The organism is Streptomyces fagopyri, from assembly GCF_009498275.1.
In the GTDB taxonomy this organism is placed as follows: Bacteria; Actinomycetota; Actinomycetes; order Streptomycetales; family Streptomycetaceae; genus Streptomyces; species Streptomyces fagopyri.
Window position 1 is genome coordinate 6140548 of record NZ_CP045643.1, and the last position, 15622, is coordinate 6156169.

General features: G+C 70.8%; 13 protein-coding genes. 11 read left to right on the forward strand and 2 right to left on the reverse strand.

What is annotated here, in order from left to right; translation table 11 throughout:
- Positions 1-650 precede the first annotated feature (650 nt).
- The 3 genes from GFH48_RS26445 (at position 651) to GFH48_RS26455 (ending at position 5862) form a co-directional block, all read left to right on the forward strand.
- Positions 651-2150 carry a bifunctional cytidylyltransferase/SDR family oxidoreductase gene (locus GFH48_RS26445; protein WP_153290637.1) on the forward strand — a complete coding sequence of 500 codons (1500 nt, stop codon included), beginning with the start codon at positions 651-653 and terminating at the stop codon, positions 2148-2150.
- A 177-nt stretch (positions 2151-2327) separates the two neighbouring features.
- Positions 2328-4454, forward strand: coding sequence for a hypothetical protein (locus GFH48_RS26450; RefSeq protein WP_153290638.1), 2127 nt, complete (start codon positions 2328-2330; stop codon positions 4452-4454).
- A 202-nt stretch (positions 4455-4656) separates the two neighbouring features.
- A complete protein-coding gene (locus tag GFH48_RS26455) occupies positions 4657-5862 on the forward strand; it encodes a glycosyltransferase family 2 protein (RefSeq protein ID WP_153290639.1) in 1206 nt (401 codons plus the stop codon).
- A gap of 92 nt (positions 5863-5954) precedes the next feature.
- Here GFH48_RS26455 and GFH48_RS26460 read toward each other — a convergent pair whose 3' ends face one another.
- Positions 5955-7355 carry a polysaccharide pyruvyl transferase family protein gene (locus tag GFH48_RS26460; protein ID WP_153290640.1) on the reverse strand — a complete coding sequence of 467 codons (1401 nt, stop codon included), beginning with the start codon at positions 7353-7355 and terminating at the stop codon, positions 5955-5957.
- Between the two features lie 267 nt (positions 7356-7622).
- Between GFH48_RS26460 and proB the strand changes: the two genes are divergently transcribed.
- From proB to GFH48_RS26485, 5 genes are all read left to right on the forward strand, one after another.
- Complete coding sequence (gene proB, locus GFH48_RS26465; protein ID WP_153293119.1) at positions 7623-8729, forward strand: glutamate 5-kinase; 1107 nt, start codon at positions 7623-7625, stop codon at positions 8727-8729.
- 217 nt (positions 8730-8946) lie between these two features.
- Positions 8947-9450 (forward strand): hypothetical protein, encoded by a 504-nt coding sequence (locus tag GFH48_RS26470; protein WP_194280675.1) that lies wholly within the window; start codon positions 8947-8949, stop codon positions 9448-9450.
- A gap of 61 nt (positions 9451-9511) precedes the next feature.
- Positions 9512-10798, forward strand: a complete 1287-nt coding sequence (locus GFH48_RS26475; protein ID WP_153290642.1) for a glutamate-5-semialdehyde dehydrogenase — start codon at positions 9512-9514, stop codon at positions 10796-10798.
- Positions 10799-10941: 143 nt separating this feature from the next.
- Positions 10942-11556, forward strand: coding sequence for an SCO2584 family spore wall biosynthesis protein (locus GFH48_RS26480; RefSeq protein ID WP_455431628.1), 615 nt, complete (start codon positions 10942-10944; stop codon positions 11554-11556).
- Positions 11557-11679: 123 nt separating this feature from the next.
- Positions 11680-12747 carry an SCO2583 family membrane protein gene (locus tag GFH48_RS26485; RefSeq protein WP_153290644.1) on the forward strand — a complete coding sequence of 356 codons (1068 nt, stop codon included), beginning with the start codon at positions 11680-11682 and terminating at the stop codon, positions 12745-12747.
- Positions 12748-12997: 250 nt separating this feature from the next.
- Here GFH48_RS26485 and GFH48_RS26490 read toward each other — a convergent pair whose 3' ends face one another.
- The gene (locus tag GFH48_RS26490; RefSeq protein ID WP_153290645.1) at positions 12998-14164 is read right to left on the reverse strand and encodes a M48 family metallopeptidase; all 1167 of its coding nucleotides are present in this window, start codon (positions 14162-14164) and stop codon (positions 12998-13000) included.
- A 103-nt stretch (positions 14165-14267) separates the two neighbouring features.
- Between GFH48_RS26490 and GFH48_RS38645 the strand changes: the two genes are divergently transcribed.
- From GFH48_RS38645 to nadD, 3 genes are all read left to right on the forward strand, one after another.
- A complete protein-coding gene (locus GFH48_RS38645) occupies positions 14268-14429 on the forward strand; it encodes a hypothetical protein (protein ID WP_168528073.1) in 162 nt (53 codons plus the stop codon).
- A 226-nt stretch (positions 14430-14655) separates the two neighbouring features.
- On the forward strand, positions 14656-14820 hold the full coding sequence (locus GFH48_RS38650) for a hypothetical protein (RefSeq protein WP_194280676.1): 165 nt from the start codon (positions 14656-14658) through the stop codon (positions 14818-14820).
- A 79-nt stretch (positions 14821-14899) separates the two neighbouring features.
- Entirely contained in the window at positions 14900-15622 is a 723-nt protein-coding gene (gene nadD, locus GFH48_RS26495; RefSeq protein ID WP_194280677.1) for a nicotinate-nucleotide adenylyltransferase, read from the forward strand.

Sequence of the window (15622 nt, forward strand, 5' to 3'; positions counted from 1 at the left end):
CGGCCTGGGCGCTCTCCCCGACGACGCCGGCCCCTCACGGACCCCGTTCACGCCGGCGAAGACCCCGCCCTCGCGGTGAGGGCGGTAGGGGTGGAAGGGCGGTACGGGGGGGTACGGGCGGTACGGACCGTGCCGCGGGCCGGGCGCTCCGGCGGCCCGGTGCTCCGGCGGCCCGGCGGCCAGTGGCCCGGCGGCCCAGATCTCCGCGGGCGGCTCTCCATTCCATGGGCTCCCGCTGTGGCCGCGTCCCCGGGTGCCGGGGTCGGTGCGCCCTCGCGGCCTCGCGACCGGTTCACCCGACGCGGTCCGGGGAACCCGTCAGGTCCTGAGCGGGCGCGTCACGGAGCGACCCGGGCGCCTCGGGCACCCGAAGCGGGCGTGACCGCCGGCACAGGAAGCGGACACCTCGTCCGGTGCCGGGCGGGGTCGCGGCCTTCCCTGCCCGGAGCGGACGTGAAGGGATCAGGGAAAACGTGTGCACTTACTCACAGCAAATCCGTACAACCCGGACAGGTCTCCGGGAAGTCGCCTGCATGCAAGGTGAATATCCGGTTGCGCGCACATATGCGGCAGAGGTCGCTCACCTTGCACCGCAGTAACCGTAAGTGGGACCATCCGAATGTTCCCTGTCGCCCCAAGGTAGGTCACCTGTGTCTGAGCACATTGCCAAGCCCCGTACCACCGCAGTGATCCTGGCCGGCGGCACCGGCCAGCGGGTGGGTCTGTCGATTCCGAAGCAACTGCTGAAGATCGCCGGCAAGGCGGTCATCGAGCACACGCTGACCACCTTCGAGCAGGCCGACTCGATCGACGACATCATCGTGCTGATGGCCCCGGGCTACGTCCCGGACGTCGAGAAGATCGTCGCGAAGGCGGGGCTGAAGAAGGTCACCAAGGTGATCGAGGGCGGCTCGACGCGGAACGAGACGACCGAGCGCGCCATCGCCGCCCTCGGCGAGGGCCTGGCCGAGGGCGAGGACGCGAACGTCCTGTTCCACGACGCCGTACGCCCGCTGCTGTCCGAGCGCGTGATCGACGACTGCGTGACCGCGCTGGAGCGCTTCCAGGCCGTGGACGTCGCCATCCCGTCCGCGGACACGATCATCGTGACCCGCACCCACGGCGAGGACGGCGAGTTCATCACCGAGATCCCGGACCGCTCCCGGCTGCGCCGCGGCCAGACGCCCCAGGCGTTCAAGCTGTCCACGATCCGCCGCGCCTACGAGGTCGCTTCCGGTGACCCCAACTTCCAGGCCACCGACGACTGTTCGGTCGTGCTCAAGTACCTGCCGGACGTGCCGATCCACGTCGTCGCGGGTGACGAGTACAACATGAAGGTCACCCAGCCCGTCGACGTCTTCATCGCCGACAAGCTCTTCCAGCTCGCCTCCACCGCCGCGCCCGAGCAGGCCGACGAGGCCGCCTACCGCGAACTGCTCACCGGCAAGACCGTGGTGGTCTTCGGCGGCTCGTACGGCATCGGCAAGGACATAGCCGAGCTCGCCGCGGGCTACGGGGCGAAGACCTACGCCCTCGGCCGCTCGACCACCGGCACGCACGTCGAGAACCCGGAGGAGGTCGACGACGCGCTGTCCACGGCCTACGCGGAGACCGGGCGCATCGACTACGTGATCAACACCGCCGGCGTGCTGCGCATCGGCAAGCTGGCCGAGACGGACAACGCGACCATCGAGGAAGCGCTGAAGGTCAACTACCTGGCCCCGGTGCAGATCGCCCGCTCCTCGTACAAGTACCTGGCCGAGACCAAGGGGCAGCTGCTCCTCTACACCTCCAGCAGCTACACCCGCGGCCGCGCCGAGTACAGCCTCTACTCCTCCACCAAGGCCGCCATGGTGAACCTCACCCAGGCGCTGTCCGACGAGTGGGCCGGCGACGGCATCCGCGTCAACTGCATCAACCCCGAGCGCACCGCGACCCCGATGCGCACCAAGGCCTTCGGCCAGGAGCCCACGGGCTCGCTGCTCTCCTCCGAGGCCGTGGCGCGCACCTCGCTCGACGTCCTCGTCTCCGAACTGACCGGTCACGTCATCGACGTGCGCCAGCAGGACCCGACGGCGCGCGCCGGGCAGGGCTCCGGCTTCGAGGCGGCGCTGGCGAGCGTGCTGGACCGGCAGGACGGCGTGGCATAATCAATCTCAATATCTTTCGGTAATTCAGGCCTCTGTGGGTGCGTGTTCGCTGCGCATTCACAGAGGCCTGAATCCGTAGATTTCCCAGAACGTTCACAAAGCCGCTTCAGTTCTTTTTCAGAACCAAGCGCATTTTCCGTACCAAACCGGCACTCCCCTCCAAGAGCAGGTTTATCCGTGATTTCCACCGCTATACGCGTTGCCCGGGTGGGCAGTGCCGCCGAGCTGGCTGCGGCGGCCCTCATGATGCTGGGCTTTCCCTGCCTGATGCTCGCGGCGCTCCTGCCGAGCGTCGGTGCCTTCGCCGCCGCGGCCGCCGTGACGTACCTGGCGGACCACTATCTGCACCGTCGTGGCAGCTATCTGGTCAACCGCCTCAGCAAGGTGCGTGCCGGTCTGTCCATCAGATTCCTGGTGCGACAGCTGCTGCTGGTGCTCCTCCTGGCGCGTCTCGACCTGTCCAACAGCATGGTCTTCTACGCGGCGATCGCGTGCTTCCTCGCCTTCTACGGCTTCCAGGCCCCGCACAGCGCGCTGGTCACGCTGATCCGGCTGCGCCGCAAGATGCCCGTCGCCACCCGCAACGTCGACCTGGCCTCCCGCGTCCGCATCCCCGACGCGCCGCCGCGCCGCCTGCTGAACCGGGCCGCGGAGAAGATGCTTCACCTCGACCTGGTGGCGGTCACCGGCGTGCTCGTCACCGCGGCCACCGACACCAACGTGTACGGCTTCGCGGGCATCGCGGTCACGCTGGGCCTCGCGTTCCTCTACGTCGTCGCGCTCGTCCCGTACATCCGGGCCGGGAAGACCCCGCCGAACGCGGAGAAGGTCCTCGCCGCGGTCGACGGCTGGCTGCGCGAGTACCGCCCGGAGACGGTGCTCTACTTCTCGGGCTCCAAGGACTCCGCGTACCAGGTCAACATGTGGCTGGAGACGATGGAGCAGCTGGACACCCGGCCGCTGATCATCCTGCGCGAGCGCGCCGTCCTGGACCGGATGGCGCCCACCACGGTGCCGGTCATCTGCGTGCCCGGAGGGGTGCACCTGATGAACATGGACCTGTCCACGGTGCGTGTCGCGCTGTACGCGGCGAACGTCGGCAAGAACATCCATCTGCTGCGCGTGCCCACCATGAAGCACGTCTTCATCGGACACGGCGACAGTGACAAGCTCGCCAGCGTCAACCCGTTCAGCAAGGCGTACGACGAGGTGTGGACCGCCGGCCGTGCGGGACGCGACCGCTACGCCATCGCCGACGTCGGCGTCCGTGACGACGACATCGCCGAGGTCGGCCGCCCGCAGCTCGCGCCGATCCGGACCCGGCAGGAGGCGCCGGACGGACTTCCCGGCGCCGCCGCCGACGGACGCTGCCCGACGATCCTGTACGCCCCCACCTGGGAGGGCTGGGACGACAACCCGGGCAACACCTCGATCCTGCTGGCGGGCGAGAACATCGTCCGCCGCCTGGTACAGGCCGATCCGCCGGTCCGTGTCCTCTACAAGCCGCACCCGTTCACCGGCACCCGCAGCGCGCAGGCCAAGGCCGTGCACGAGCGGATCGTCGCGCTGGTCGCGAAGGCGGCCGCCGAACGCGCCGCCGATCCCCGCTTCACCGGCGACGCGGCGGCCCGGAGCGCGGCCGTGGCCGAGCTGGCCCGGATCGCGGCCCGTATCGAGCGGCTGACCGGTGTCACCGAGAGCGGCGACGAGGCCGAGGCGACCCGTGACGGCATGGTCGACACCGCGGCGCACGCCGAGGTCGCCCGGCTGCGCGCCGAGTGGAACGACGCCTACTGGCGCTCCTTCCCCGGCGCCGAGCACCGGGTCATCACCGGCGCCGAGCCCCGCCTGTACGACTGCTTCAACGTCTCCGACGCGATGGTCTCGGACATATCCAGCGTGGTCTCCGACTTCATCGCGAGCGGCAAGCCGTACGCGGTCACGGACTCCGCGGAACTGGGCGCCGAGGAGTTCAAGCGGCAGAACACCGCGGTGCGCGCCGCCGTGATCCTCTCCAACTCGGCCGCCGAACTGGACGAGTTGCTCGCCGGGGTCGCCGACCCGTCGGCGGACACGCTGGCCGCCGACCGCCGGGAACTGAAGCGGTACCTGCTGGGTCCCGACGAGCCGGCCTCGATCGACCAGTTCAACGGCGCGGTGCGCGACCTGGCGAAGAAGGCCCGGGTGCGCAACCAGGGCCAGGAGGCCGCGGCGTCGTCCGCCGCGGCGGAGCCGGCGGGCGCGGTGCCCGGCCAGCGGGCCGCGACCGCGGGCGAGACGGGCGGTGCGGCGGTCAAGGGATGATCCCCTCGCCGCCGGCCGGCCGCCGGTCGTCCACGCGCGTATGACAGAGCCCGGCTCCGAGGTACACCCTCGGAGCCGGGCTTCTTTCTGTGAAGCACGTCACACGTGAGGGTTCATCAGGCAACCGATTCCTGTTCTCGCCCGTCTTCTAAGTAGTCCTTGCGGTGATACGGGGGAAATATTCTGATGACGATGGGGAAACGTGACAGTGACGCAGCCTGACGTCAGCGTGATCATCGGGGCGTACGAGGCCATGCCCTACCTGGTCAAGTGCCTGCGGTCGGTGGAGGAGCAGACTCTCGGTCCCGACCGGATCGAGGTCATCGCCGTCGACGACGGGTCGACGGACGGCACGGGGGAGCGGCTGGAGGAGTTCGCGGAGCGCGCGGCCATGGCGGTCACCGTGATCCGGCAGGCCAACTCGGGCGGCCCCAGCGGTCCGCGCAACGTCGGTCTCGACAAGGCCCGCGGACGCTACGTCTTCTTCCTCGACGCCGACGACCACCTGGGCCCGGAGGCGCTGGAGCGCATGGTCGCGATGGCCGACGCGCAGGGCACGGACGTCGTGCTCGGCAAGGTGATCGGGGTCAACCGCATCGCCCCGAAGTCGATGTGGGGCAAGACCCTGCCCCGCACGGACGTGTTCTCCTCGCAGATCAAGTTCACGCTCAGCGCGCAGAAGCTCTTCCGGCGCGAGCTGCTCACCCGGCACGACATGCACTTCGACGAGTCCCTGAAGACCGGCGAGGACGCCCTGTTCACCATGGAGGCCTACCTCCGCGCCGACGGTGTCTCCGTGATCGCCGACTACGACTGCTACTACCTGGTCGGCCGCGAGGACGGCAAGCACGTGACCAAGAGCGGCGGTTACCGGCTGCGGTTCGACTCCGCCCGTGCCCTGATGGGGCTGATCGCCGAGCACGTGCCCGCGGGCAAGCGCCGCGACGGCCTGATGGTCCGGCCCTTCCTCATCACCCTGCTCCCGCAGTTCGGTCCCGCCTTCCTCAAGGACGACGAGGAGGTCAGACGCGACAAGCTCGCGCTGGCCGAGCCGCTGATCGACGCGTACTGGACCGAGGGCGTCGCCGACCGTCTCAAGGTCAACGAGCGGCTGCGGATGAACCTGGCCGGGCTGGGCCGGGCCGACCTCCTGGTCGACCTCCTGGTGTTCCTCAAGAAGAAGAAGGCGCCCACGCTCCACGTGGACCCGCGCAGCCGCAAGGCCTATCTCGGCTACCCGCACTTCCGGGACAAGGCGGCGCCCGTCCCGGACAGCTGGTTCGTCCCGACCGCCCGCGAGACGGTCACCATCGAGAGCTTCAAGTTCGCGCCCGCCGCCCACTTCCCCGGTATGCGCACCGCGCGCCGGGTGGCCCGCAAGGTGCTGGGGCGCCGCGCGCAGGGATGACGTGAGACGCCCGTTCCGGCACCTGGGGGGCGGCCGGAACGGGCGTCGACGGGGTGCGTACCGGGGGAGTACGCACCCCGCGAGGGCGGGCGCTACTGCCGGCCGGACTGCAGCGCCTTGCGCAGGGGACGCCCCACCGCGCGGCGCGCCATGCGGTAGACGGAGCGCTGCGGTACGACGGCCCGCACCAGGGCCTTCGGGGTGCCCTTGCGGGCCCGGTCGAGGTCACGCTGCAGCTTGGCGTTGTCCGTGGACAACTCGGTGATACGGGTCTGCAGCCAGCCGAACCGGGTGGTGAGCGAGGCCACGTCGGCGTCGTTCCAGGGGCGGACGCCGGCCGGGAAGGCGAGCGAGGCCATGCGCCTGTCGTAGGCTGCGCCCCCGTCGCCGTGCGTGAACGTGTTCCGCAGGCCGTTGCGGTCCAGGAAGCCCGTGAAGCGCTCGAAACGCTCCTGGTGGCCGCCCCTCAGCGCGCCGAAGTCCGCCTCCGCGTACAGCTCGGCCGGGTCGAGGTCCCGCGACATTCCCTTGATCCTGCGGTGCGGGATGTCGAAGTAGCGGCACAGCTCCAGGGTGCGCGAGTCGCCGCACAGCACGGTCGCGGGCGTACCCGCGAGGAGCGCCGCGATGTTGCCGTGGATGCGGGAGCCGAACGAGAAGTCGAAGTCCCGCAGGTCGTCGATCCAGGTGACGGGGTCGATGTAGACGCGGACCTTGTCCTCGCGGTACATCGGGTGGTCCGGGTGCGTGGGCATCGCGGTGACGGAGGCGTTCGGGTCCGACAGGTCGCGCCAGTGCAGCTGGCGGGCGTCACTCAGGTTCTGTCCGATGAAGCGCAGATACGGATAGCGCGTGTGCGCCCGGCGGATCACCGGGTCCAGACCCTGGGACTTCAGCGCGCTGTGCGAACCGTTGACCGCGATCCGGGACTCGGGACCGAGCTCGGGAGAACCCTTGCGGACGTCCAGGTCCTTGCCGTACATGAACATCGACGGGCAGCCGATGACCTCGACGTCACGGAAGCCCATGTCCTTCAGATAGCGCTCGGTGAACTCGCCGCGCACCCCGATGGAGGCGCTGCGGTCGAGAACGGCGGCGACGAACTCCCGTACGGCCGGCTCCATGGGCTTCAGCCGGGCCGGGTTGTAGTCGAGGCCGGTCTGCGCGCCGATCCCCGGCACGACCACGGGTATCCGCAACTTGCCGATGAGCTGCGTCAGGCGTCTGAGCTGGGGCTCGAACGAGGGCCGGAAGGCGTTGGCCAACGGCACGACGAACGCGTCGAACTCCTCGTTGATCCGGCCCGCGGCCGCGACGTTCGTACGGATGCCGTTCGACACGACCTCGGTCCCCGGGGTCGTGAGGATCTTGTGCGCGGCGTCGCTGAAGATCAGATTGCCCGAGTTGGTGGCGAAGACGTCCTGGTGGAGGGCCTGCTCCACAGGGACTACGTCGAACGGGCTTTTCCCTGATCTCAGGAGTATGCGCTTCACTGGATGAACATTAGGTGCCACAACGTTCAACTTATCTTTGCGTCCTCTTTAAGTTCCATGAGGAACGTGTACAACCTTTTCCGACTGCGCGAGCTGTGAGCGGGCGACTACGCGGAGGCGTCCGCCAGCTGGACCGGGAGGCGTCGGCCCGGCCCCTTCGCGTAGATTGCCCGGCGGGACGACGGACCGACGCGAGGGGACACACCGCAGGTGGCAGGGCAGGCGGAAGGGAACGCGGCAGGACGGGCGGCAGCGGTACGGCAGGCTGTGGCACGGGCCCACCGGACGGTCGTCAAGGTGGGCTCCTCCTCGCTGACGACGGCCGCGGGCGGCCTCGACGCGGACCGTGTCGACGCCCTCGTCGACGTGCTCGCCAAGCACCGCAGCGGCGGCGAGAAGGAGATCGTCCTCGTCTCCTCCGGCGCCATCGCGGCCGGTCTGGCCCCGCTCGGCCTGCGCCGCCGTCCCAAGGACCTCGCCCGGCAGCAGGCCGCCGCCAGCGTCGGCCAGGGCCTCCTCGTCGCCCGCTACACCGCGTCCTGCGCCCGGCACGGCATCCGCGTCGGACAGGTGCTCCTCACCTCCGACGACACCAGCCGCCGCGCCCACCACCGCAACGCCGCCCGCACCCTCGACGAACTCCTCGCGATGGGCGCCCTGCCGGTCGTCAACGAGAACGACACCGTCGCCACGGACGAGATCCGCTTCGGCGACAACGACCGCCTCGCCGCCCTCGTCGCCCACCTCGTCCGCGCCGATCTGCTGGTCCTGCTCTCCGACGTGGACGGTGTCTACGACGGCGACCCCGCCAAGCCCGGCACGTCCCGGATAGCGGAGGTGCGCGCGCCGCGGGACCTCGCGCACATCGACATCGGCAGCACGGGCAAGGCGGGCGTCGGCACCGGCGGCATGGTCACCAAGGTCGAGGCCGCCCGGATCGCGGCGGCCGCGGGCATCCCCGTCGTCCTCACCTCCGCCGTGCACGCCGCCGAGGCCCTGGCGGGCGGGGACACCGGCACCTACTTCCACCCCACGGGCAAGCGCTCCGCCGACCGGCTCCTGTGGCTCCAGCACGCCTCGACCCCGCGGGGCGCGATCGTCCTGGACGACGGGGCCGTGCGCGCCGTCGTCGACCGGCGCACCTCGCTGCTGCCGGCCGGTATCGCGGCCGTCGAGGGCGACTTCGCCGCCGGTGACCCCGTCGAGCTGCGCGACAGCGGCGGCCGCGCGGTCGCGCGGGGCCTGGTCAACTTCGACGCCAAGGAGATCCCGCAGCTCATCGGCCGCTCCACCCGCGAGCTGGCGCGCGAACTGGGCCCCGCCTACGAACGCGAGGTCGTCCACCGCGACGACCTGGTGCTCCTGCATCCGTAGGACGTCTGTCCGTGGCACCCTTGCGCCGTAGCGCCGGCGTGCGACCAGGTGGCCAATCTCCGCACCCCGGCCGAAAACTGGTGTGAACGTTTCGCGGACGCTCGTCGCGGCGCGGTGAAACTCCGTAAAAGCGCCACGCGGACGCTCCCCACCTGCTCAACTTTGTTGCAGGGAGACCCCGAGGTTCTGTTACGACCATTGCGTGAAGGAGGCCGTCGTGAGACGAGTACGCCCTGGGGCGGCGGCGTCGCGCGGTAGTGCCTCACCCTCATTCGGCTCCGCTCGGGTGGGGGGAGCCTCATCCCGTGCGGCGGGCGAGGAACGGGCCCTGACGAGCGTCGCGGCCGGAGACAGCTTCGAGGGCGAGGAGCCGGCCGACCAGCCGCGGCTGTGGCACGTCACGCTGAGCGTCTCGGGCGGCGAGGCACCGCTGAAGGAGGTACGGCGCGGCCTCGAACAGCTCGCCCACGACCACCCCTTCCTGCTGACCAGCCGGTACGCCAACGACCACGCGGAGATCCGCTACTGGGAGGAGGCCCGCGACCTGCACGACGCGGCGGCCGTCGCCCTGCGGCTGTGGGGCGAGCACCGGCAGACCGCCAAGCTCCCGCCCTGGGAGATCGTCGGCCTGGAGGTCATCGACCGCGAGACCTACCACCAGCGCATCGCGGAGGGGTACGGGCCGCTTCCGGCCACTCCGGTGGGAGTTCACCCCTTTTGAGGGTGTCTCGTGGTGTGGGACAGCGGCTGGACGGACGCCCCCGGCGCACTACCCTTCCGACATGACCACGCTCTCGCCGTACGACTCGATGTCTCCGGTCACCCGGGCCGCCTACCGAGCCAAGGCCGCCGCCGCCGACCTCGCACCGCTGCCGCGGGCCGAGAAGGACGACGCGCTGCTCGCGATCGCGGACGCGCTGGAGGTCCGTACGAGCGAGATCGTCGCGGCCAACGCGAAGGACATCGCGCGGGCCCGGGAGGCCGGGACCAGCGAGACCGTCGTCGACCGCCTCACGCTGACGCCCGAGCGCGTGCGCGCCATCGCCTCGGACGTACGGGACGTCGTCGCGCTGCCCGACCCGGTCGGCGAGGTCGTGCGCGGCTCCACCCTTCCGAACGGCATCGACCTGCGCCAGGTCCGCGTCCCGCTCGGCGTCGTCGGCATCATCTACGAGGCCCGCCCGAACGTGACGGTCGACGCCGCCGCCCTCTGCCTGAAGTCCGGCAACGCCGTCCTGCTGCGCGGCTCCTCCTCGGCCTTCGAGTCGAACACCGCCCTCGTCCGCGTCCTGCGCGACGCCGTGGGAGGCGCCGGACTGCCCGCCGACGCCGTCCAGCTGGTGCCCGGCGAGGGACGCGAGTCGGTGCGCGAGCTGATGCGTGCCCGCGGCCTGGTCGACGTCCTCATCCCGCGCGGCGGCGCCTCGCTGATCCGTACGGTCGTCCAGGAGTCCACCGTCCCCGTCATCGAGACCGGCACCGGCAACTGCCACGTGTACGTCGACGCCAACGCCGACCTCGACATGGCGATCGACATCCTGATCAACTCCAAGGCCCAGCGGCCCAGCGTCTGCAACTCCGCCGAGACCCTCCTCGTGCACCAGGACATCGCGCCCGAGTTCCTGCCGCGCGCCCTGGACGCCCTCGCGGCCGCCGGGGTCACCGTCCACGCCGACGAGCGGGTCCTCGCCTACGCCAAGGACTCCAAGGCCACCGTCGTCGAGGCCACGCCCGAGGACTGGGAGACGGAATACCTCTCCTACGACATCGCCGCCGCGGTCGTCGACTCCCTCGACCGGGCCGTCGAACACATCCGGCTGTGGACCTCCGGCCACACCGAGGCCATCGTCACCACCTCGCAGCAGGCCGCCCGCCGTTTCACCCAGTTGGTGGACTCCACCACGGTCGCCGTGAACGCCTCCACGCGGTTCACCGACGGCGGCCAGTTCGGCTTCGGCGCGGAGATCGGCATCTCCACCCAGAAGCTGCACGCCAGGGGGCCCATGGGGCTGCCGGAGCTGACGAGCACCAAGTACATCGTCACGGGGGACGGGCACATCCGCCGCTGAGGCACCGGGACGCCGGGGGCGTGAGGAACGCGGCGCAGGCCGTACGGCGTGCGCCGGTGCGGCCCGCGGGGGAGGCGTCTCGCCTGGCGGATGAATTTCCATACCGTCTGCCCAAAATGACCCCCCAGGTCTACTCTGGATCCGTGCCGGAGGACGTGGGGGGCACGCCGTTCCCTGACGGCTGGGAGCCCGACGACGACCGTGACCGCGGGGGTGCGGACGAAGAGTTCGCCTCCGTGGTCTTCGACGAGGACTTCGTACGGGCGGCGGTGATCCATGAGCCGACCGCCGTGGAACGCCTGCTGGCAGCCGCTCAGGCCCGGGCTGAGGCCTCCGAGGCGGAAGCGCGCCGGGCGCACGCCCGGGGCACCCGCGGCGACGACGAGCGCTACGAGGACGGCTTCGGACCCGACGGCCACGGCGAGCACGACCGCGACCCGGACCTGGACGACCCGGACGACGCCGATGTCCTCGAAGGCCGCTACGGCGCCCCGGGAACGTACGGCAGGATCTACGGGAAGCACGCCCGCTGGCACCGCCCGGTGGCCTGGGTACTGGCCGTCGTGATGGGTATCGGCATGGTCGCCCTGGCCTTCACGGCCGTCTACCGCGGGGCCTCGTCGAACCGCCAGGACCAGGTCCCGCCACCGGCTTCCACGGGCCTCGAACAGGGCCGGGAGAAGGTCACCGGCACCGGCCCCTCGGCTTCGGCCGACTACTCCCACCCGGCCGTGTCGGCGGTGCCCAGGACCCCGTGACACCAGCGGCGTCGTCGACCCCTCGAACACGCCGGCGCTCCCGGGTGGTCCTGGTGGGTTCCTGTCAGAACTTGTCGCGCACCTCCGCGTTTACCCGGGGCTCCGGCGACCTACTCTGAAGGTATGGGCGGGCCTGGAGACCCTCCTGAGGGGACACCCGAGGGCGCTCCCACAGGTGGAGAGGACGAGTACCGATCCGTCGTCTTCGACGAGTCGTTCGTCCGCGCTGCCCGCCTCCAGGAGTTCTCCGCGCGGGAGCGGATGGCCGATCACGCCCCGGCCGTACGGCGCCGGCCCGCCCTCCAGCGCGGCCTGTCCCGGCAGGCGCTGATCCTGGTCCTGCTGATAGCCGTCGCCTTCGGCACCGCGATCTACATGGGCGTCCGGCACCCCTACCAGAACCCCGTCGCCCGGCCGCCGGAGCCGCTGCGCATGACCGTCATACCCCTCGCGCCCCAGACCCCGGTGCCCGGCGCCGCGAACGTCGACGACCTGTACGCGCACAGTCCCGCGGCGCAGTTCGGCGTCGGCGCCGAGGGTATAGCGCTGCCGGCCTCCCGCCGCACCGCGCACTTCTCGGACAGCCAGGTCGTCGCCGCCCTGACGACCGCCAAGGACTACCTCGTGAAGTCCTCGCTCGACCCGGAGGTGCTCACGGGCGGCACCGACCGGCCGGTACGGATCCTGCTCGACCCCCAGCAGCTCGACCAGTTCGACCGGAGCTTCACCCATCCGGCCGCGGACGGGCGGCACGCGCCCACCGGCTGGCTGGTCCGCTTCGACACCGCGCGCACCGAGCTGGCCGACTTCAGGATCCGGGTGCAGGGCACTCTGCAGGCCACCGAATCCGACTCGAACACCCTTGAGGTCGTCGCGGACCACACCTTCGTCTACGCCCTGAAGCCGGCGGGCTCGGACGCCGGGGCGAAGGCCTCCCTGTTCACCGTCCGGCGCGAGCTGCGCTTCCGCTTCGACCGCGACGACCTGCGCATGCACCAGGCCGAGCTGACGGTCTCCTCCCTCCAGGCCGGACCGCTCGCCTGCGCCGACGACTCGGCGGACCGGCTGCGTCCGCTGCTCGCCGGGCAGACGGCGAAGGCGGGCGGCCCGGCCGGCACCGACCCGTACGCGACCGGCGACGCGACGGCGCTGTGCGGATCGCTGGCGACGAGCGCGCAGCCGAGGATCTGACCCGCGCGTCGGCGCCTGGCGATCCTCGGGCGGCGTCACGAGGGGTGCCCGGCGATCAGCGACCGGTGACCACCGACGGTGTTCAGTGACCGCCGACCACCGAGGATGTTCAGTGACCGCCGACCGCCGACCGCCGACCGCCGACCGCCGACCGCCGACCGCCGACCGCCGACCGCCGACCGCCGACCGCCGACCGGCGGTCAGCGGTCAGCGATCGGTGATCACCGGCCCGCGACCGGCATGGGACCGGTCAGCCGTCGCCCTTGGGACCCGCGTCGCCCTCGGCCCCCGCGTCACCGTCCGGGTGGCCGCCGTCCGAGGCACCGTCGCCGGGGCGTTCGTCGCCGTCCCGCGCCGGCGCGTCCTTGGGGGAGCCGCCCGCGAAGCCGCCGAAGCCGCGCCGCACCCGGCCGCCGAGGTCGCCCGCACCGCCCGCGATGTCGCTGACCAGCTTCATCAGCGGGTCCTTGGAGTTCTTCACGTCCGTCGCGTAGCTCGACGCCGACTGCCGGAAGGAGTCCGAGACCGAGGTGTCCTTGTCCTCGCTGCGCCGCGGATAGTGACCGTCCATGATCCGCTGGTAGTCGCGGGACCCGGCCCACTTCTTCAGCTCGGCGGCGCGCACCGTGGTGAAGGGGTGCGTACGGGGGAGGACGTTGAGGATCTTGAGCACGGAGTCGCGCAGGTCGCCCCCGGCCTCGTACTCCTCGGCCTGCGCGAGGAACGCGTCCACGTTCATCTCGTGCAGGTGGTTGCCGCCCGCGATCTTCATCAGTCCGCGCATCGAGGCCCGCGGGTCCTGTCCGACGAGCAGCCCCGCCCGGTCGGCCGACAGTTCCGACTTGCGGAACCACTCACGCAGCGCGGTCACGATGGCCATGATCGCGAGGTTGCCCAGCGGGATCCAGGCCACCCGGAGGGCGAGGCTGGTCAGGAAGAGCAGGATCGTGCGGTAGACGGAGTGACCGGACAGCGCGTGGCCGACCTCGTGCCCGATCACGGCCCGCATCTCCTCCTCGTCCAGCAGCTCCACGAGACCGGTCGTGACGACGATGATCGGCTCGTCCAGGCCGATGCACATCGCGTTGGGCTGCGGGTCCTGGGAGACGTACATCGGCGGGACCTTCTCCAGGTCCAGGATGTAACAGGCGTCCCGCAGCATGGCGTTGAGGTGCGCGAACTGGGCGTCCGAGACGCGCACCGAGTCGGACAGGAACAGCAGCCGCAGGCTGCGCTCGGGCAGCAGGCCGCTCAGGGCCTTGAAGACCGTGTCGAAGCCGGAGAGCTTGCGCAGGGCCACCAGGGCCGAGCGGTCCGCCGGGTGTTCGTACGCCCGCGAGGAGATCCCCTCGAAGCGCCTGCGCTGCCTGCTCGGCACGTTCTCGTGCCCGTTCCGCTGGTGACCGTCGTCGGACATGTCTTCCCCCATGTGCGTCGGAGTGCCCTATGTGCCCCCAAGGCACGGCCCAGCCTAGGCGGAGATACCGTGGACGGGCAGTACAGAGAAGGAGTCGTACGCCATGGAGCACATCCCCGCAGCCGCCTGGCTCACCGAGGCCGCGAGCGCGGCAGACAAGCAGGGCCCGGGCGATCTGCTCCGCGTCGTGCTGATCGTGATGATCGTCGGACTGGCCCTGACCGCCTGGTTCCTGTTGCGGGGGTACAAGCGCGAGGACGACTGAGCCGCGCTCCGGGCGCCCGGCACCGCGTACGGCGGTCACGGACGCGGGTGACCGCCGTACGGCGTGCCGGTGGGCGCCGCGCGCGGCAACCGGCTTCCCCAACGGCGGAGTCGGGGTGATCGTCGCCGGGGCGCCCGCTTACGATGGGCCGACGTCGTTATCCCGCGCTCCCCCACTCTCGGCTTCGCCCGAGCGGGGGGACCCCCATCGGATAGGTCCTGCCGAGATGAGCTTCCACAGCACTGCCGCACAGCTGGTCACTCTTGCCGCCGAGGGCGAGGAGCACGGTGGTAACCATGAGAGCCTCAACCCGTTCCTGACCGGGGGCGGCGCCCTCTTCGTCCTGCTCCTGCTGCTGTGGATCGTGACGCGTTTCAACCGCGACCGCTGAGCCCTTTCAGCCACCCGCGGCCGTCCCCGGGACCCCTGTCGGGCGGAGCCCGTCGACCGGGCCGGTAGGGTCTGCACGCATGGGAGAGCAGGACATGCCTACCGGTCCGGCGAGTGACCCGGAGAGCGGCGCCGCAGGCGACGCCGCGGGTCGCGTGGTGCGTGGCGGCGTGCGCCGTCTGACGACCGGTCGGCGCAACGGCCCCTCGAATCCGGGCAAGCGCCGTCTCGGCGTGATGGGCGGGACGTTCGACCCGATCCATCACGGGCACCTGGTGGCGGCCAGCGAGGTCGCCGCGCGGTTCCACCTCGACGAGGTGGTGTTCGTGCCTACCGGGCAGCCGTGGCAGAAGTCCGACCGGAAGGTCACCCCGGCCGAGGACCGTTATCTGATGACGGTCATCGCGACCGCCGAGAACCCGCAGTTCTCGGTGAGCCGCATCGACATCGACCGCGGCGGACCGACCTACACCACGGACACCCTGCGCGACCTGCGCTCGCTCAACCCCGACGCCGACCTGTTCTTCATCACCGGCGCCGACGCGCTCGGCCAGATCCTCACCTGGCGGTACGCGGAAGAACTGTTCTCCCTCGCGCACTTCATCGGAGTCACCCGGCCCGGCCACACCCTGACGGACCCCGGGCTGCCCGAGGGCGGGGTCTCGCTCGTCGAGGTTCCCGCGCTCGCCATCTCGTCCACAGACTGCCGTGCGAGGGTCGGCAGGGGAGATCCCGTCTGGTATCTGGTGCCGGACGGTGTAGTGCGCTACATCGACAAGCGTGAGCTGTACCGCGGCGAGTGA

Coding starts and splice junctions, on each gene's coding strand:
- GFH48_RS26475 (WP_153290642.1), top strand. CDS start 9,512: ATGACCACGCTCTCGCCGTACGACTCGATGTCTCCGGTCACCCGGGCC.
- GFH48_RS26485 (WP_153290644.1), top strand. CDS start 11,680: ATGGGCGGGCCTGGAGACCCTCCTGAGGGGACACCCGAGGGCGCTCCC.
- GFH48_RS26490 (WP_153290645.1), bottom strand. CDS start 14,164: ATGTCCGACGACGGTCACCAGCGGAACGGGCACGAGAACGTGCCGAGC.
- GFH48_RS38645 (WP_168528073.1), top strand. CDS start 14,268: ATGGAGCACATCCCCGCAGCCGCCTGGCTCACCGAGGCCGCGAGCGCG.
- GFH48_RS38650 (WP_194280676.1), top strand. CDS start 14,656: ATGAGCTTCCACAGCACTGCCGCACAGCTGGTCACTCTTGCCGCCGAG.
- nadD (WP_194280677.1), top strand. CDS start 14,900: ATGGGAGAGCAGGACATGCCTACCGGTCCGGCGAGTGACCCGGAGAGC.